The organism is Pseudomonas sp. EA_65y_Pfl1_P113, assembly GCF_963970525.1.
In the GTDB taxonomy this organism is placed as follows: domain Bacteria; phylum Pseudomonadota; class Gammaproteobacteria; order Pseudomonadales; family Pseudomonadaceae; genus Aquipseudomonas; species Aquipseudomonas tritici.
Window position 1 is genome coordinate 169764 of the sequence record NZ_CAXAQM010000010.1, and the last position, 16589, is coordinate 186352.

16 protein-coding genes are annotated in these 16589 nt (G+C 60.6%); 4 read left to right on the forward strand and 12 right to left on the reverse strand.

All coding sequences use genetic code 11. From position 1 onward, the window contains the following. Positions 1-33: 33 nt before the first annotated feature. Positions 34-792 (forward strand): TetR/AcrR family transcriptional regulator, encoded by a 759-nt coding sequence (locus AACY52_RS12340; RefSeq protein ID WP_339417905.1) that lies wholly within the window; start codon positions 34-36, stop codon positions 790-792. A gap of 181 nt (positions 793-973) precedes the next feature. Here AACY52_RS12340 and AACY52_RS12345 read toward each other — a convergent pair whose 3' ends face one another. Continuing rightward, positions 974-2032 (reverse strand): FUSC family protein, encoded by a 1059-nt coding sequence (locus AACY52_RS12345; RefSeq protein WP_339438302.1) that lies wholly within the window; start codon positions 2030-2032, stop codon positions 974-976. Positions 2033-2085: 53 nt separating this feature from the next. Next, positions 2086-3702 (reverse strand): NADP-dependent glyceraldehyde-3-phosphate dehydrogenase, encoded by a 1617-nt coding sequence (locus AACY52_RS12350; protein WP_339417903.1) that lies wholly within the window; start codon positions 3700-3702, stop codon positions 2086-2088. A 163-nt stretch (positions 3703-3865) separates the two neighbouring features. Between AACY52_RS12350 and AACY52_RS12355 the strand changes: the two genes are divergently transcribed. Then, on the forward strand, positions 3866-4741 hold the full coding sequence (locus AACY52_RS12355) for a Dyp-type peroxidase (protein WP_339417902.1): 876 nt from the start codon (positions 3866-3868) through the stop codon (positions 4739-4741). A 183-nt stretch (positions 4742-4924) separates the two neighbouring features. Here the strand turns inward: AACY52_RS12355 and AACY52_RS12360 are convergent, their stop codons facing one another. Continuing rightward, a complete protein-coding gene (locus AACY52_RS12360; RefSeq protein WP_339417901.1) occupies positions 4925-5446 on the reverse strand; it encodes a DUF3087 domain-containing protein in 522 nt (173 codons plus the stop codon). A gap of 113 nt (positions 5447-5559) precedes the next feature. Here AACY52_RS12360 and AACY52_RS12365 point away from each other — a divergent pair, with 113 nt between their 5' ends. Then, entirely contained in the window at positions 5560-5736 is a 177-nt protein-coding gene (locus tag AACY52_RS12365) for a hypothetical protein (protein ID WP_339427840.1), read from the forward strand. 14 nt (positions 5737-5750) lie between these two features. After that, a complete protein-coding gene (locus AACY52_RS12370; RefSeq protein WP_314566665.1) occupies positions 5751-5951 on the forward strand; it encodes a DUF6021 family protein in 201 nt (66 codons plus the stop codon). Between the two features lie 31 nt (positions 5952-5982). Here AACY52_RS12370 and AACY52_RS12375 read toward each other — a convergent pair whose 3' ends face one another. The 9 genes from AACY52_RS12375 to nuoG all read right to left on the reverse strand — a co-directional run bounded on the left by AACY52_RS12375 (position 5983) and on the right by nuoG (position 16552). Continuing rightward, positions 5983-6219 carry a DUF6555 family protein gene (locus AACY52_RS12375; protein WP_339417897.1) on the reverse strand — a complete coding sequence of 79 codons (237 nt, stop codon included), beginning with the start codon at positions 6217-6219 and terminating at the stop codon, positions 5983-5985. A 321-nt stretch (positions 6220-6540) separates the two neighbouring features. Further along, entirely contained in the window at positions 6541-8004 is a 1464-nt protein-coding gene (gene nuoN, locus AACY52_RS12380) for an NADH-quinone oxidoreductase subunit NuoN (RefSeq protein ID WP_049712664.1), read from the reverse strand. 7 nt (positions 8005-8011) lie between these two features. Next, positions 8012-9544 carry an NADH-quinone oxidoreductase subunit M gene (gene nuoM / locus AACY52_RS12385; protein WP_049712665.1) on the reverse strand — a complete coding sequence of 511 codons (1533 nt, stop codon included), beginning with the start codon at positions 9542-9544 and terminating at the stop codon, positions 8012-8014. Positions 9545-9599: 55 nt separating this feature from the next. Beyond that, on the reverse strand, positions 9600-11453 hold the full coding sequence (nuoL, locus tag AACY52_RS12390; protein WP_339427839.1) for an NADH-quinone oxidoreductase subunit L: 1854 nt from the start codon (positions 11451-11453) through the stop codon (positions 9600-9602). Continuing rightward, positions 11450-11758, reverse strand: a complete 309-nt coding sequence (nuoK, locus tag AACY52_RS12395) for an NADH-quinone oxidoreductase subunit NuoK (protein WP_003174727.1) — start codon at positions 11756-11758, stop codon at positions 11450-11452. Before nuoK ends, nuoL begins: the two co-directional genes overlap by 4 nt. A gap of 2 nt (positions 11759-11760) precedes the next feature. Continuing rightward, positions 11761-12264 (reverse strand): NADH-quinone oxidoreductase subunit J, encoded by a 504-nt coding sequence (gene nuoJ, locus AACY52_RS12400; protein ID WP_049712667.1) that lies wholly within the window; start codon positions 12262-12264, stop codon positions 11761-11763. Positions 12265-12273: 9 nt separating this feature from the next. Beyond that, positions 12274-12822, reverse strand: a complete 549-nt coding sequence (nuoI, locus tag AACY52_RS12405; RefSeq protein WP_003174725.1) for an NADH-quinone oxidoreductase subunit NuoI — start codon at positions 12820-12822, stop codon at positions 12274-12276. Positions 12823-12833: 11 nt separating this feature from the next. Beyond that, positions 12834-13841: an NADH-quinone oxidoreductase subunit NuoH gene (gene nuoH, locus AACY52_RS12410; protein ID WP_012724954.1), complete on the reverse strand. Its 1008-nt coding sequence runs from the start codon at positions 13839-13841 to the stop codon at positions 12834-12836. Continuing rightward, entirely contained in the window at positions 13838-16552 is a 2715-nt protein-coding gene (nuoG, locus tag AACY52_RS12415; protein WP_339417893.1) for an NADH-quinone oxidoreductase subunit NuoG, read from the reverse strand. Before nuoG ends, nuoH begins: the two co-directional genes overlap by 4 nt. Between the last annotated feature and the right edge of the window lie 37 nt (positions 16553-16589).

A 16589-nucleotide genomic window follows, 5' to 3' on the forward strand; every position in this document is an offset into this window, starting at 1 on the left:
TTTTTAAAACAATATTTCCCATGTGGAACTTCTATGGTCGCGAAGAAAGTCAGCGCTCCGAACATTACCAAGACTCGATTGCTGGATGCGACAGAGGCTCTCTTCATCAAGTATGGATACGACGCAGTTTTGTTGCGGCAGATTACCGAGCGTGCCCAGGTCAACCTGGCGGCGGTGAACTACCACTTCGGGGACAAGGACTCCCTGATGAAAACCCTGCTGATGCAGCGCCTGGAACCGCTCAACGAGCAGCGCCTGGAACTGTTGGCACGCTGCGAAGCCGAGTCCGACGGCCCACTCGATTGCGACACCTTGCTTGGCGTGCTATTTGCCCCCGCCATGGGCCTGGAACGCAGCGATCCAGCCAGCGCGAGTGGGGAAGGGCGTTCGTTTATCCGGTTCCTGGGGCGGGTCTACAGCGACACGTCGCCGTTTATCCAGGAATACCTCAAGGTGCATTACCAGCCGGTGTTCCAGCGTTTCTTCGAAGCTTTCGCCCTGGCCTTGCCGGATCTGCCGCGCAATGAACTTGGGGTGCGCCTGCAATTTGCCCTCAAGGCGATTTCCGGCGTGATGGCCGGGACCGAGCTGCGCTTGCTGATGAACTCCATGAGCCTGGGCCGTCCGGCGACGGATGCCGAGGTGATGGCCAAGTTGATCACCCTGGTGTCGGCGGCGATCCGCGTGCCACAGCAAAGTCCGGAAGCGGAACATGCCTTGGCCAAGGTGCTGGATACCCAGCGGGCCATTCGTGAGCAGGCGATAGCGCCAGCGAACAAGGCGGCGCGCTAGCTCGAATTCCAGGCAAAAAAAAAGCCCGCTGGGGCGGCGGGCTTGATATGCAACGTTTGTAACGGATGAGGCTTCACATTACGTTCCGGGATGTGAATAAAACGTGAAAACTTTGTAAGGTAAAGTGTGAAAACCTTGAAGTCTGTAAACGCATGGGGAATTTCTTTTCCTCTCAGCGAATTCAGATTTTCCAGCGCCCGGCACTCTTGGCCAGCCTCTGGCGCATCGCACCGATGTTCTGCGCCAGTTGCAAGGTCAGCAGCCGGTAGCCATCCAATGCGCTATAGACCGGCACGTCCAACCCAGGCTCAACGCTGGCGTGACTCGGCCGCTCCAACCGCTCCGTTAGGCCAGATTTCAACGCCCGTGCCATGCCCACCAGTTGCACGCGAATTTGCCGATGCTCGGCCTTCAATATCACCTGCATCCGCGCCATCGCCGGTTCGTCGCGAGGGTCAGGCCGGGTATTGCCGAGAATCTCCAGGGTGCTGATGCACATCCGTAAATGCCGCTGTATCGCGTCCAGTTCAGTCATGGAGATGCGTACCTCCTTGGACACCGACGGCATTAACGAGCGCAACTGCAACATCGCGGCATTCAGACGATTGAGCAGCTTCAGGTGTTGATCATCGGTGACCGACTCGCCATTGATGATCCGGCTATAGATCTCGGCGCAATCGCGCAACGCGCTGGCCAGGTTGTAGCGCCAGGAGTACACGGCATACAGCGGCAGGGCGAAGGAAAAGGCCAGGGCGAGGGCGATGCCGATCAGGATATCCACGGTGCGCCATAGCCCGTCCGACAGCGGGTTGTCGCCGTGACCCGCGACGATAAACACAGTGATCGCCGAGAGCAACGCGGTGTAGCCGCCCTTGCCGATGGCGTGGTAGGAAAAGAAGCCGCACACCACCGACATCAGCAGATAGGTCAACAGCGGCTGGCCGACGTATGCCTCCTGCACCACCAGCAACAAGCCAACACTGGCGCCGATCAAGGTGCCATAGGCACGCTCCACGGCTTTCTTGCCGATATTGCCGTGGTGCTGCAAGCCGCCGATCACCACCAGCATGGTCACCGAGGCCCACTCACCATGGGGCAGGTTGAGGCCAGTGGTCAGCATAATCGTCGCCAGCAAGCCGATGGACACACGCACGGCGTGGATCAGCTTGGCATGGCGATAGCGGCGGTACGGGTCGAGCAAGGGGCGCAACAGGCGCCGGGCGAAGAAGGGCAGGTTCATCGTTCTAAAATTGGCCTCGACGGTATGAATGTATGCGGTCAAATGTGGCGTTGTTAGAAAATGTAATCAGTGGTCAAGAAACTCGAATCACGGTTGCGCAATATATCGCTGACCAGCGCCTTGTTGCTCTCCTGGAACTTGGTCGCCACCAAGGTGCGGATTGAGAACACGCGCAATGCGTCATGTACCGACAACGTGCCCTCGGCCGAGTTCTTGCGCCCGTTGAAAGGGAAAGTGTCCGGGCCGCGCTGGCACTGGGCGTTGATGTTGATACGGCCGACCTGGTTGGCGAAGGTATCCACCAGGCGCCCAACTTCCGCGGCATTCGTACCGAAGATGCTCAGTTGTTGACCGAAATCAGAGTCCAGCACGTAGTCGATCACCTTCTCTACATCACGGTAAGGCACGATCGGCACCACTGGGCCGAACTGTTCTTCGTGGTACACGCGCATCTGCGGGTTCACCGGGTACAGCACGGCCGGGTAGAAGAACGAACCGCGACTCTCACCGCCATGCTCATTCACCACATTGGCACCGTGTTGCGCGGCATCGGCCACCAGGCTGTTGAGGTAATCCACCTTGCCCACTTCGGGCAATGGCGTCAGCGCCACGCCGTCCTCCCACGGCATGCCGGGCTTGAGCGTGGCCAGCTTCTTGTTGAATTTGTCGATAAAGCTGCCGACGACGTCTTCATGCACGAACAGGATTTTCAACGCGGTGCAGCGCTGGCCGTTGAACGATAGGGAACCAGTAACGGCTTCGCTGACGGCATTGTCCAAGTCCACCTCAGGCAGCACGATGCCGGGGTTTTTCGCGTCCAGGCCCAACGCCGCGCGCAGGCGGTGCGGCTTGGGGTGCAATTTCTTCAAGTCGCTGGCGGCCTTGTTGGTGCCGATAAACGCGAAGATATCGATCCTCCCGCTGGCCATCAGCGCACTGATGGTTTCACGGCCGCTGCCGTAGATCACGTTGATCACCCCGGCCGGGAAACTGTCGCGGAACGCCTCCAGCAGCGGGCGGATCAGCAGCACGCCGAGCTTGGCCGGCTTGAACACCACGGTATTGCCCATGATCAGCGCCGGGATCAGCGTGGTGAACGTTTCGTTCAGCGGATAGTTATAAGGGCCCATGCACAAGGCCACGCCCAGCGGGACGCGGCGGATTTGGCCGAGGGTGTCCTGTTCCAGCTCGAAACGGCTGGAGCGACGGTCGAGTTCCTTGAGGGCATTGATGGTGTCGGTGATGTAGTCGCAGGTACGGTCGAATTCTTTCTGCGAGTCCTTGAGGTTCTTGCCGATTTCCCACATCAGCAGCTTCACCACCGCGTCGCGTTGTTCACGCATGCGTCGCAAGAACGCTTCGACATGCTGGATGCGGTCGGCCACGCGCATCGTCGGCCATTCGCCCTGGCCCCGGTCATAGGCGCGTACGGCGGCGTCGAGGGCGGTCAGGGCGGTGTCGGCATCCAGCAGCGGCGTGCTGCCGATATGCACACGTTCGTCGCCCAGTTGCACCGGGCTCTGCACCTTGGCTAACGGGCCGTTCCATACCTGCAACTGGCCGTCGACCAGGTAATCGCGCTGTTCGATGGGCGCTGCCAGGCGCAATTGTTCGGGAATGTCGGCGGCGCAGGTGGGAAACAGCTGGGCGAGCAGGTTGCTGGTGGTCATGTCGCTACCCCTGGAATAGTTGCAAAACATGACTAGAGAGTCACCCATCCAAGGGCTGCGTGGCAAGGGCCAGCGGCATCAGAGCAGCCCGGTGACCTGGAAAACCTTGAGCACAAGCCCGCGCTGGCCGGGTAAACTTGGCGGCTTTCTTGAAGGAGTTCACATGAGTCAGTACCAGCCGGGCATTCTTGCCGCACCGGTGCCGTTGCAGGCACGCCATCTGTTTTTTGCCGTGGATTCCCTGGCCGCCGTTCCTGCAGCGCTGGACGCGTTGGTGCAGTTGGCCGATTCGGCGGCAGTGGTCGGTTTTGGCGAGCTGCTGGTAAACGCGCTGGGCGCACGGATTGAAGGCCTGCGCACATTCCCCACCGTCAGCGGGCCGGGCGCGCATAACCCGTCGACACAGCAAGCACTGTGGGTGTGGTTGCACGGTGTGGATCGTGGTGAACTGCTGTTGCGCAGCCGCGCGTTTGAAAAGGCCCTGGCCCCGGCGTTTCGCCTGGTGCAGACGACCGAAGGTTTCCGCTACAAAACCGGCTTCGACCTGACCGACTACGAAGACGGCACTGAAAACCCCCATGACGACGCAGCGGTTGAAGCGGCCCTGACCGACAGCGGCGCCAGTTTTGCCGCGATCCAGCAGTGGCAGCACGACCTCGACGCCTTCGCCGCCTTGCCTGCGCAAGAGCGCGACCACATCATCGGCCGTCGCCACGGCGACAACGAAGAACTCGACGACGCCCCCGAGTCCGCCCACACCAAACGCACCGCCCAGGAAAGCTTTACCCCGCAAGCCTTCGTGGTACGCCGTTCCATGCCATGGGCCGAGAATGGCCAGGCCGGGTTGATGTTTCTTGCGTTTGGTCATTCCTTTGATGCGTTTGAAGCGCAACTGCGCCGCATGAGCGGCCTGGAAGATGGGATTGTCGATGGGTTGTATCGCATCAGCACGCCGCTGACCGGTGGATACTACTGGTGCCCACCAATCAAGGAGGGGCATCTGGACCTGAGTGCACTGTTCGTCACTGCAAGCCACTGAACATGTGCGAGGGGGGGCAGCTACGTACCGGCTCGGCGGGTGTGAGCCTGGTTGCCTGCTGGTGCTGAAAAAAGTCGGACGTTCCACGCGAATTTACCGCCTTGATTATCGCGATCGTCCTGCTGTTTATTTATGCAGGTACGGCGCTGTTTCGTAGCGAAGTGCCACGCTCAGCGCAATGATTCAAGGGGTTTTGAAGCTTTGCAGCCAGGCCGGATCGAAACGGGTTTGCTCGGTGTCCATGCCCAACGTGTGCATCTTGGCCTTATGGGCCTCGACCTCACCGACCAATTGCGCCTGAGCGCTGGAGTTGGCGTCCAACTCATGCATTTGCGTCAGGCCCAGGTGATAAAAACGCAGCACCTTGATCGCCGTCGGGTCATTGGCCTGGGCCCGCTCGGTGACCTTGTGCATCACATTGGTCACGCTCATCAGGCTGCGCTTGAGTTGCCAACCGTACACCGCCGACGCCAGCCAAGGCTGGGTCCAGAACGGCCCGCGCACCAGGGCCAAAGTGATCAGCACCCCGGCGAAGACGCCGCCGACATTGAAGCGGAAGTTATCACCGCCGGGCTCGCCGAACAGCATCACTGCCAGGCTCGACAGCAGCATACCCAGGGCCAGGAAGAGCACCGCCACGATCAGCGTACTGCGCCGGGTCTGTTGGCGAAAGGTGACAGGGTCGCAGGGTTTGAGCTCGAACATCCGGGTCGTTTCTCCAGAAGGGGCGGGCATCATCTCACGCTTGGGCAAACAAGTTGAACGATGGCGCACAGCGGTTTCTCTAAATCTGTGTAGACCCTTTGAGGTGAACCACCATGTCCGAATACAAGCAGCCGCCGCCTGGCACCCCGAACCCTGATCGCACACCCGGTGAAGAGGAGCGTGACAACGATGCGTTGCGCCCCAATGACCCGGCGGAGCGTCAGAACGACGACGTGGAACGCGTCGAGGAAGACCTGGAAAACCTTCACGACAAAGCCCGCCCGGTCTAAACAAGGAGATCGCCGTGAATAACCCACCGAAAGGTCCGTCTTCAGACGAGCATGCCAGCGGTAAGGATGAATTGGGCTTCGACCCGGATTCGCCGGATGTGGCAGACCCACAGGTCGACCCCATCGGCCCTGCCATTGCACCGCTGGACAAGGACAAGAAAGACCAGGCCGAAAAAAAGCCGCCCTACGATCCGTTGGGCGACTTAAAGCCTTAAATCGAGCCCCGCCTTTGTGCGGGGCTTTTGTTTATTTGGGCGCGATCCAGATGACGTCGGTAATGCCGAATTTCTCCGCCCAAGGCCGGGTAGTTTTCTTCACTTGTTCGTGGCCGACTCGACCCACGCGACTGACATGCGCAATGTCGGCATCAACGGCCGCCCAGTGCCATGCCTCGGCGTTGTTCATCACTTCGGCGCGCACCACAAAGGACTTCCGTTGACCGTGCAGTTGGTAGTTGATGGTGTAGATTTTTGCGGTACTCATGTTGCCTCCCTGTGTTGTTATAGATGGATACGGGAGCGTTCAAAAAGGTTCATTCAAAATGACAAGCTGCGTGCTGACGCCCGCAGGCCACGGCGCACGAACCTTATCGCCTGAGCTTCGACGGCCAGAGCAGTTACACCCAGTGGGCGCCCGTCGCACTATCGATGAGCCGCACCAGGCTCAAGGTAGATGACTTTGGCAGCGACACCGTGGACCTCAAGGACCGCATCAATCCGTACGGCGCAGTGTCCTGATTCTTCCCCATAACGCAAAAACGGCGCCCGAAGGCGCCGTTTTTGTTTACTGCATCCCGCTAAGCGATCAAACGCCCAGCACCGCGTGCTGCACCAGTGTGAGCAACGGTTGTGGGTACACGCCCAAGAAGAACGCGAGCAGGGCAATGGCCAGCAGCATCACGCCGCCTGCCTTCTGTTCCCAGTGCAGCTCGGCGTCCACGCGGCGCAGGTTTGGCTCGATCAGGTACAGGGTGACCATCACGCGCAGGTAATAGAACACGCCGATGGCGGAGCCTAGCACCAGCGATGCAACCAGCCACCATTCATGCGCTTGAACACCGGTCGCCACGATGTAGAACTTGCCGATAAAGCCGGCAGTCAGCGGGATACCCGCCAGGGACAGCATCATCACGGTGAGTACGGCAGTCAGGTACGGACGGCGCCAGAACAGGCCGCGGTATTCGTACAGCGCGTCGGCGTCACGGCCTTTGAACGGCGAGGACATCAGCGTGATCACGCCGAATGCGCCGAGGCTGGTGATCACGTAGGTGACCAGGTACACGCCCATGGCTTCCACGGCAAGGCCCTTGCTCGCCACCAGGGCGATCAGCAAGTAACCGAAGTGAGCGATGGAGGAGTAACCCAGCAGACGCTTGAGGTTGTTCTGGGTCAGGGCCAGCAGGTTACCGAACAGGATCGAAGCAATGGCGATCACGGTCAGCACGTCGCTCAGCACGCCGGTGTTGGCGGCGGGGGAGATCTGGAACAGACGCACCATCACCGCAAACACGGCCACTTTCGACGCGGTCGCCAGGAACGCTGCCACCGGCGCCGGGGCGCCTTCGTACACGTCCGGGGTCCACAAGTGGAACGGCACCAGGGACAGCTTGAACGCCAGGCCGATCAGCATCATGGCCAGGCCCAGTTGGGCAATCGGCGCAGGCATGCTGGTCGCCGCCAGCGCGTGGCCGATGCCGGTGAAGCTCAGGCTGCCAGCTTCGGCGTAGAGCAGGGCCATACCGAACAACAGGAACGCTGAACCGGCGGCCGACAGCACCATGTACTTGATGCCGGCTTCCAGCGAGCGCTTGTTGAAGAAGGCATAGGCCACCAGGCCATAGGTCGGGATCGACAGCAGTTCCAGGCCGATGAACAAGCCGGCCAGGTGCTGAGCGCTGACCAGCACGATACCGCCGGCCGCAGCCAGCAGGATCAGCAGGTACAGCTCTTCCTTGTTGCCCGGGTAGCCGGTGCCGCCTTCGCCGAGGTAGGCGTGGGCGAGGGTGACGCAGGCCAGGGTCGCGACCAGGATCAACGCGATGTACAGCAGCGCGAAGTCATCGACCATCATCAGTGGCGTGACCGCCAGTGGTGCGACCTTGAGGGCCGGAATGATCGACAGCAGGGCCAGGTTGAGACCGGCACACGACAGCAGGAACGTTTGCGAGTGATTGCGGCGCCAGGCGATTGCCAGCATCACCACCACGATGGTGAGGCTGGTAATCAGCAGCGGCGCAAGCGCGATAAAGTGTTGGATCGTGAATTCCATAGCGCTCTTACCGGGCCGAAGCGAGTTGAGAGAAGGCGGTGCCGAACCACTGCTGCACGCCATGCATCGTCGCGGCAGAAGTGTCCAGGAACGGTTGCGGGTACACGCCGATGTAGATCAGCAGTACCGCAAGGCCGAGCACCATGATCAGTTCGCGAGCATCCATCCCTTGCAGGACGGTGTCGGACTTGGCCGGGCCGAAGTAGGCGCGGTGGATCATGATCAGCGAGTAGACCGAACCAAACACCAGGCCGGAGGTAGCAATCGCACTGATCCACGGTGTTTGCACGAAGGCACCCATCAGGATCAGGAACTCGCCGATGAAGTTACCGGTACCCGGCAAGCCCAGCGACGCGGCGGCAAAGAACAGGCTGATCGCCGGCAGGTAAGCGATGCGCGACCACACGCCACCCATTTCCCGCATGTCACGGGTGTGCAGGCGTTCGTACAGCTGGCCACTCAGGATAAAGAGTGCAGCGGCCGAGACACCGTGGGCCAACATCTGGATCACGGCGCCTTGCAATGCCAACTGGCTGCCGGAGTAGATGCCGATCAGTACGAAGCCCATGTGGGAAACGGACGAGAAGGCAATCAGACGCTTGATGTCGGTTTGTGCGAAGGCCAGGAACGCGCCGTAGAAGATCCCGATCAGACCCAGCGTCATGGCGATCGGCGCGAACTCGGCCGAGGCGTTCGGGAACAGCGGCAGGGCGAAACGCAGCAGGCCGTAGGCCGCAGTCTTCAACAGAATACCAGCCAAGTCCACGGAACCGGCAGTCGGCGCCTGTGCGTGGGCATCCGGCAGCCAGGAGTGGAACGGCACCACCGGCAGCTTCACCGCGAACGCGATGAAGAAGCCCAGCATCAGGATGTACTCGGTGGTCAGGGACATCTTGGTTTTCAACAGGTCGGCGTAGTTGAACGTAATCACGCCCGTGCTGTTGAAGTTGACCAGTACCAGCCCCAGGATCGCCACCAACATGATCAGGCCGGAAGCCTGAGTGAAGATGAAGAACTTGGTCGCCGCGTAGATCCGGGTTTTCTTGCCGTCCGAAGAACTGTGACCCCAGAGCGCGATGAGGAAGTACATCGGCACCAGCATCATTTCCCAGAAGAAGAAGAACATGAACAGGTCGAGGGCGAGGAACACGCCGACAACGCCGCCCAGGATCCACATCAGGTTCAGGTGGAAGAAGCCCACGTGACGCTGGATCTCTTTCCAGGAGCAGAGTACCGAAAGGATACCCAGCAGGCCGGTCAGCAGGATCATCAACAACGACAGGCCGTCGAGGGCCAAGTGCACGTTAATGCCGAAGCGCTGGATCCACACGTGCTTGAACTCAAGCGCGAAGGTTGGATCGGCACCCGGTGCCGGAGCAAATGAATAGTCGCCATGGGCCCACAGCCAGAGGCCGAGTGCGAGTTCCAGGGACATGGTCAGCAACGCAATCCAGCGGGGGAGGGTGGCGCCGAAGCGTTCACCCATCCAGCAGAGCAGGCCGCCGATAAAGGGGATCAGGATTAGCCAGGGCAGAATCATGACAGGCTCGTTTCCTTTCGCAAGTTCGCAAAGTTGGCAGTGCAATCAAACATAGTCAGGCCGCTACCACGACGATGGCGCCGATCACCAAAACGGCACCGGCCGCCATGGAGGCTGCATACCAACGCAATTGGCCCGTTTCGCTGCGACTCAGGGCGGTGTGACCGGCCTTGGCGGCACGCGGGATCAAACCGATGGTCTGGTCGAGCGGGTCTTTACGCAGTACGTGGCTGATGGCGAGGTAAGGCTTGACGAACAGTTTGTCGTAGAGCCAATCGAAGCCCCAGGCAGCGAACCACCAGGCCGACAGGAAACGACCAATGCCACTGTTGGCAACGGCCGTCACGAAGCGACGTTTACCCAGGAACAGCAGGGCCGCCAGCAGGATACCTGCGATGGCGATGGCGCCCGAGGCGATTTCCAGGCTGTGCTTGGCAGCGCCGCCGGCATGGCCAGCGCTTTCCGGCAGTACACCGGCCAGGGGTGGCGTGATCAGTGCGCCGATGAAGGTCGACAGGATGATCAGTACCGACAAAGGCAACCAATGCGAAATGCCATGGCCTGCGTGTGCTTCGGTCTTGGCTTCACCGTGGAAGGTGATGAAGATCAGGCGGAAGGTGTACAGCGAGGTCATGAACGCACCCACCAGGCCTGCGTACAGCAGGTTCTGGTTACCGCTGGCAAAGGCTTCCCAGAGGATTTCGTCTTTCGAGTAGAAACCGGCGGTCACGAGCGGCAGGGCTGCGAGGGCAGCGCCACCGACGATGAAGCTGGCGTAGGCCAGTGGCAGTTTCTTCCACAGGCCGCCCATCTTGAAGATGTTCTGCTCGTGGTGGCAGGCAACAATCACCGCACCGGACGCAAGGAACAGCAGGGCCTTGAAGAAGGCGTGGGTCATCAGGTGGAAGATCGCCGCGTCCCAGGCACCAACGCCCAGGGCCAGGAACATGTAGCCGATCTGGCTCATGGTCGAGTAGGCGAGAATACGCTTGATGTCGGTTTGCACCAGCGCGGCAAAGCCGGCAAGTACCAGGGTCACGCCGCCCACTACGCCCACCAGGTGCAGGATATCCGGCGCCAGGGTGAACAGGCCGTGGGTACGCGCGATCAGGTACACACCCGCAGTCACCATGGTTGCCGCGTGAATCAGTGCGGAAACCGGGGTAGGACCGGCCATCGCGTCCGCCAGCCAGGTTTGCAGCGGCAGTTGCGCGGATTTACCGACAGCGCCGCCCAGCAGCATCAGTGTGGCCAGGGTGATCCAGAAGTCGCCGACCTGGAATTTCTGCGGTGCCAGCACCAGCAGTTCCTGGATGTTCAGCGTGCCCACCTGTTGGAACAGGATGAACAGGCCGATGGCCATGAACACGTCGCCGATGCGGGTAACGATAAAGGCCTTGAGTGCGGCGTTACCGTTGTTGCGGTTGCTGTAGTAGAAACCGATTAACAGGTACGAGCACAGGCCCACGCCTTCCCAACCGAAGTACAGGAACAACAGGTTATCGCCCAGTACCAGGAACAGCATGCTGGCGATAAACAGGTTGGTGTACGAGAAGAAGCGCGAGTATCCGGCTTCACCGCGCATGTACCAGGATGCGAACAGGTGGATCAGGAAGCCCACACCGACGACCACGCCGAGCATGGTGATCGACAGGCCGTCGACGTAGAGGGCGAAGTTTGGCTTGAAACCCTCCACAGACATCCACTGCCACAGCACCAGGGTGTAGTGGCCGCCTTCCGGCGGCGCCACGTTGAATTGCCAGATCACGTAGGCAGCAACGATGGCCGACAGGCCAATGGAACCCACACCAATTAAGGCAGACACATTTTCCGACAGGCGCCCGCGAGAGAACGACAGCAGCAGGAAACCGATCAGGGGGAATACGAAAGTCAGAAAGATCATGTTCATCCGCGCATCTCACTGGCAGCGTCGATATCAAGCGTGTGGAAGCGACGATACAGTTGCAGCAGGATCGCCAGGCCGATACTGGCCTCGGCGGCTGCCAGGCTGATCACCAGGATGAACATCACTTGTCCATCCGGCTGGCCCCAACGTGCGCCTGCCACGATGAACGCCAGTGCTGCGGCGTTCATCATGATTTCCAGGCTCATCAACACGAACAAAATGTTACGGCGAACCATCAGGCCGACCAGGCCAAGGCAGAACAGGATGCCGGCGACCGCCAGACCATGCTCCAAAGGGATAGCAGGCATCGTCATTGCTCCTTGGCTTCGTTGCGGCCCAAGTGGAAGGCAGTGATGGCTGCGGCGAGCAGCAGCATCGACGCCAGTTCGACCACCAGCAGGTAAGGACCGAACAGGCTGATGCCCACGGCCTTGGCGTCTACGGTGGTGTGGCCGATGGCCTGGCCGCTCTGGTGAGCGAACAGCACATACAGCAGTTCAGCCAGCAGCAGCGCTGCGAGGATGACTGGGCCGAGCCAGATGCCAGGCTTGAGCCAGACGCGTTCCTGGGCGACCGAAGCCGGACCGAGGTTGAGCATCATCACCACAAACACGAACAGCACCATGATGGCGCCGGCGTAGGCGATCACTTCCAGCACACCGGCGAACGGCGCGCCGAGTGCGAAAAAGGTCATGGCCACGGCGATCAGCGAAATGATCAGGTAGAGCAGGGCGTGCACAGGATTGGTGTTGGTGATCACGCGAAGCGTGGACACCACTGCAATACCGGACGCGAAATAGAAAGCGAATTCCATCTTTCTTCCTTAAGGCAGCAAGCTCTTCACGTTGATCGGCTCGGCTTCGTTTTGCGCGGCGCCTTTCGGCTTACCAGCAACGGCCATACCTGCAACACGATAGAAGTTGTAATCAGGGTTTTTACCGGGACCAGAGATCAGCAGATCTTCTTTCTCGTACACCAGGTCCTGACGTTTGAACTCGGCCATCTCGAAATCCGGTGTCAGCTGGATTGCGGTGGTCGGGCAAGCTTCCTCGCAGAGGCCGCAGAAAATGCAGCGCGAGAAGTTGATGCGGAAGAAGTCCGGGTACCAGCGACCGTCTTCGGTTTCAGCTTTCTGCAGGGAGATGCAACCCACCGGGCACGCCACGGCGCACAGGTTGCAGGCTACGCAACGCTCTTCGCCGTCGGGGTCGCGGGTCAGCACGATACGGCCGCGATAACGCGGCGGCAGGTACACCGCTTCTTCCGGGTATTGCAGGGTGTCGCGTTTGCGAAAGCCATGGCCGAAAACCATCACCAGGCTTCGCAACTGGGTACCGGTACCCTTAACGATGTCGCCAATATATTTGAACATGGGTCAAATCCTCACTGAACCGCGGCCGCTGGCGTGTTCAACAACACAACGGCAGCAGTCACCAGCAAATTGATCAGGGTCAGTGGCAGGCAGAAGCGCCAGCTGAAATCCATCACCTGGTCGTATCGTGGACGCGGAATGGAAGCGCGCAGCAGGATAAACAACATGATGAAAAACGCGGTCTTCAGGAAGAACCAGAAGAACGCCAACTGCGGCAGGATGCCAAACGGTCCGTGCCAGCCGCCGAAGAACAGCGTGACCAGCAGGGCCGAGATCAAGATGATGCCGATGTACTCGCCAACGAAGAACATGCCCCATTTCATGCCGGCGTATTCAATGTGGTAACCGTCAGCCAGTTCCTGTTCTGCTTCCGGCTGGTCGAACGGGTGACGGTGAGTCACGGCGACGCCAGCGATGAAGAAGGTACAGAAGCCAAAGAACTGCGGAATGATGAACCACAGGTTCTGCGCTTGGTACTCGACGATGTCGCGCATGTTGAACGAGCCGACCTGCACCACGATGCCCATCAGCGCGAGGCCCATGAACACTTCGTAGGACACGGTCTGGGCTGACGCCCGCAAGCTGCCCAGCAGGGCGAACTTGTTGTTACTCGACCAACCCGCGAACAGCACCGCGTAGACCGACAAGCCGGCCATGGCGAAGAAGAACAGCAAGCCGATGTTCAGATCCGCCACGCCCCAGGTCGGGGTGATCGGGATGACCGCAAAGGCGATCAGCAAGGCGCTCATGGCCACGACCGGTGCCAGGGTGAAGATCACCTTGTCGGCAAACGGCGGGGTCCAGTCTTCCTTGAAGAACATTTTCAGCATGTCGGCAGCGATCTGGAACATACCGAACGGGCCAACGCGGTTCGGACCGTAACGGTCCTGCCACCAGCCCAAGAGGCGACGTTCGACGAAGCTGAGCAGAGCGCCCGCGACGACCACGGCCAACAGGATCACGATGGCCTTGACCACCGAGATGATCACGTCAATCACTTCAGGCGTGAACCAAGTCATTGCGCTGCCTCCTGCAGACCGTCAACGGTTTTGCCAAAGATCGCCGCTGGAATACCGGCGATGCCTTTCGGCAGGGCAACCAGGCCAGCACCCAGCGCTTCGTTGATGCGCAGCGGCAGACGCAGGGTCTGGCCAGCCACGTTCAAGCTGAGCAGGGCACCCTCGTTGACGCCAAGGCGGTCGGCTTCGGACTTGGCCAGGGCCACGTAGGCTTCTGGAATGCGTTCTTGAACCGGCGCGGCCTTGGAAGAGTTCTCTTCGCTGCCGAACAGGTGGAAGAACGGCACAACCTGCCAGGTGCCCGGGGCCGGGTTGAACGGACGCGGGACGGACGCGAACCAGTTCAGCGAGTCACCGGTGCTTTCGATCAGGCGGGTGCCCGGGTCGCCAGCGCGGATGTGACCACCGACTTCGTCCTGGAACTTGTTCCAGGCCTGCGGCGAGTTCCAGCCCGGCGACCAGGCAAATGGCACCTGCTGACGTGGCTCGACCGAACCGGAGTAACCTTCCATCGAGAAGTTGAACGCGGTGTCCGGGTCCTGCGGCGTACGCGGTTCGTGCACGCTGATGTTGGCGCGCATGGCGGTACGACCGGAGTAACGCAGCGGCTCACGGGCGAGTTTCATGCCCTTGATGCGGAACGCGGCGGACGGAGCCGCATCGACGATACGTGCCAGCTGCGGCGCGCTTGCGGCGGTGGCAGCGGTGACGTGGTCGAGCTGGGTCCAGTCGATTGGCTGGTTCAGCAGGGTCGCGCGAAGGGCATGCAGCCAGCGCCAGCCTTCGTGAACCAGGATACTGGCGTCCATGTATTTCGGGTCGAACACTTGGAAGAAGCGCTGGGCGCGGCCTTCCTGACTGACCAGGGTACCGTCGCCTTCGGCGAAGGTAGCGGCTGGCAGCACCAGGTTGGCACGCTCGCTGGTGGCGGTCTTCTGGTGGTCGGCAACGATCAGTACTTTGGCAGCGTCCAGCGCGGCGTCGACCTTGGCCGAATCCGTGCGGGTGTACAGGTCGTTTTCCAGCACGACGATGGCGTCGGCGTTGCCGTCGATCACGGCGTGCAGTGCCGCGTCCAGGGACTCGCCACCGAGCATGGCCAGCCCGAGGCTGTTGGCTTCCGGTACGACCAGGCTGATGGAGCCGTTCTTGTCGCGCAGCTTCAAGGCTTTGGCGATGTTGGCAGCGGCTTCGATCAGCGCCTTGGAACCCAACGAGGTACCGGCAATGATCAATGGGCGTTTGGCGGCCAGCAGGGCGTCGGCGATACGCTGGGCCAGTTCAACGGCTTCAGTGTCCAGGCCTTCGACGGCAGGCGCGCTGGCGTCGAGGGCGTGGGCCACGGCGAAACCGATGCGAGCCAGGTCGTCCGGTGCTGCGTGTACGCACTCTTCGGCGATATCGTCGAGTTTGGTTTCAGCGATGCTTGCAATAAACAGCGGGTTCAGCGCGTGCTGGCCGATGTTTTTCACCGCAGCGTCGAGCCAAGGTTGTACGCGCATGGCGTCGGCCATGTCTTCGGCCTTGCCTTTGACCGACTGGCGCAGCGACAGGGCGATACGCGCGGCGGTCTGGGTCAGGTCTTCACCGAGAACGAAGATCGCGTCGTGGTCTTCGATGTCACGCATGTTCGGAACCGGCAACGGGCTGTCGTTCAGCACTTGCAAGACCAGGCGGATGTGCTCCAGTTCACTGGCTTCGATACCGCTGTAGAAGTGCTCAGCGCCGACCAGTTCGCGCAACGCGAAGTTGCTTTCGAGGCTGGCGCGTGGCGAACCGATACCGACGATGTTGCGGCCGCGCAGCAGTTCGGCGGCTTTATCAAGCGCGTCGTCCAGGCTCAGCTTGGCGCCGCCGGCCAGCAGTGGCTGGCGCGGGCGGTCTTCGCGGTTGACGTAGCCATAGCCGAAACGGCCACGGTCGCACAGGAAGTACTGGTTGACCGAACCGTTGAAGCGGTTTTCGATGCGACGCAGTTCGCCGTAGCGTTCGCCTGGCGAGATGTTGCAACCGCTGGAGCAGCCATGGCAGATGCTCGGCGAGAACTGCATGTCCCATTTACGGTTGTAGCGCTCGGAGTGGGTCTTGTCGGTGAACACACCGGTCGGGCAGACCTCGGTGAGGTTGCCGGAGAATTCGCTTTCGAGCACGCCGTCTTCAACGCGACCGAAGTACACGTTGTCGTGGGCGCCGAACACGCCGAGGTCGGTGCCGCCGGCGTAGTCTTTATAGAAACGCACGCAGCGATAGCAAGCGATGCAACGATTCATCTCGTGGGAAATGAATGGGCCCAGTTGCTGGTTCTGGTGGGTGCGCTTGGTGAAGCGATAACGGCGCTCGTTGTGGCCGGTCATCACCGTCATGTCTTGCAGGTGGCAGTGACCGCCTTCCTCACAGACCGGGCAGTCGTGGGGGTGGTTGGTCATCAGCCATTCAACGACACTGGCGCGGAACGCCTTGGATTCTTCATCGTCGATGGAGATCCAGGTGTTGTCGGTGGCTGGCGTCATGCACGACATGACGATACGACCACGGGTGTCGTTCTCGTCAGTGTATTGCTTGACCGCACACTGGCGACAGGCACCGACGCTACCAAGCGCGGGGTGCCAGCAGAAATACGGGATGTCGAGGCCTAGTGAGAGACATGCCTGTAACAGGTTGTCTGCCCCATCGACTTCGAGCGCTTTGCCGTCTACGTGGATAGTGGCCATGGTTCAAAGTTCTTCGTTGGCCCGTTGTCAGCGGGCG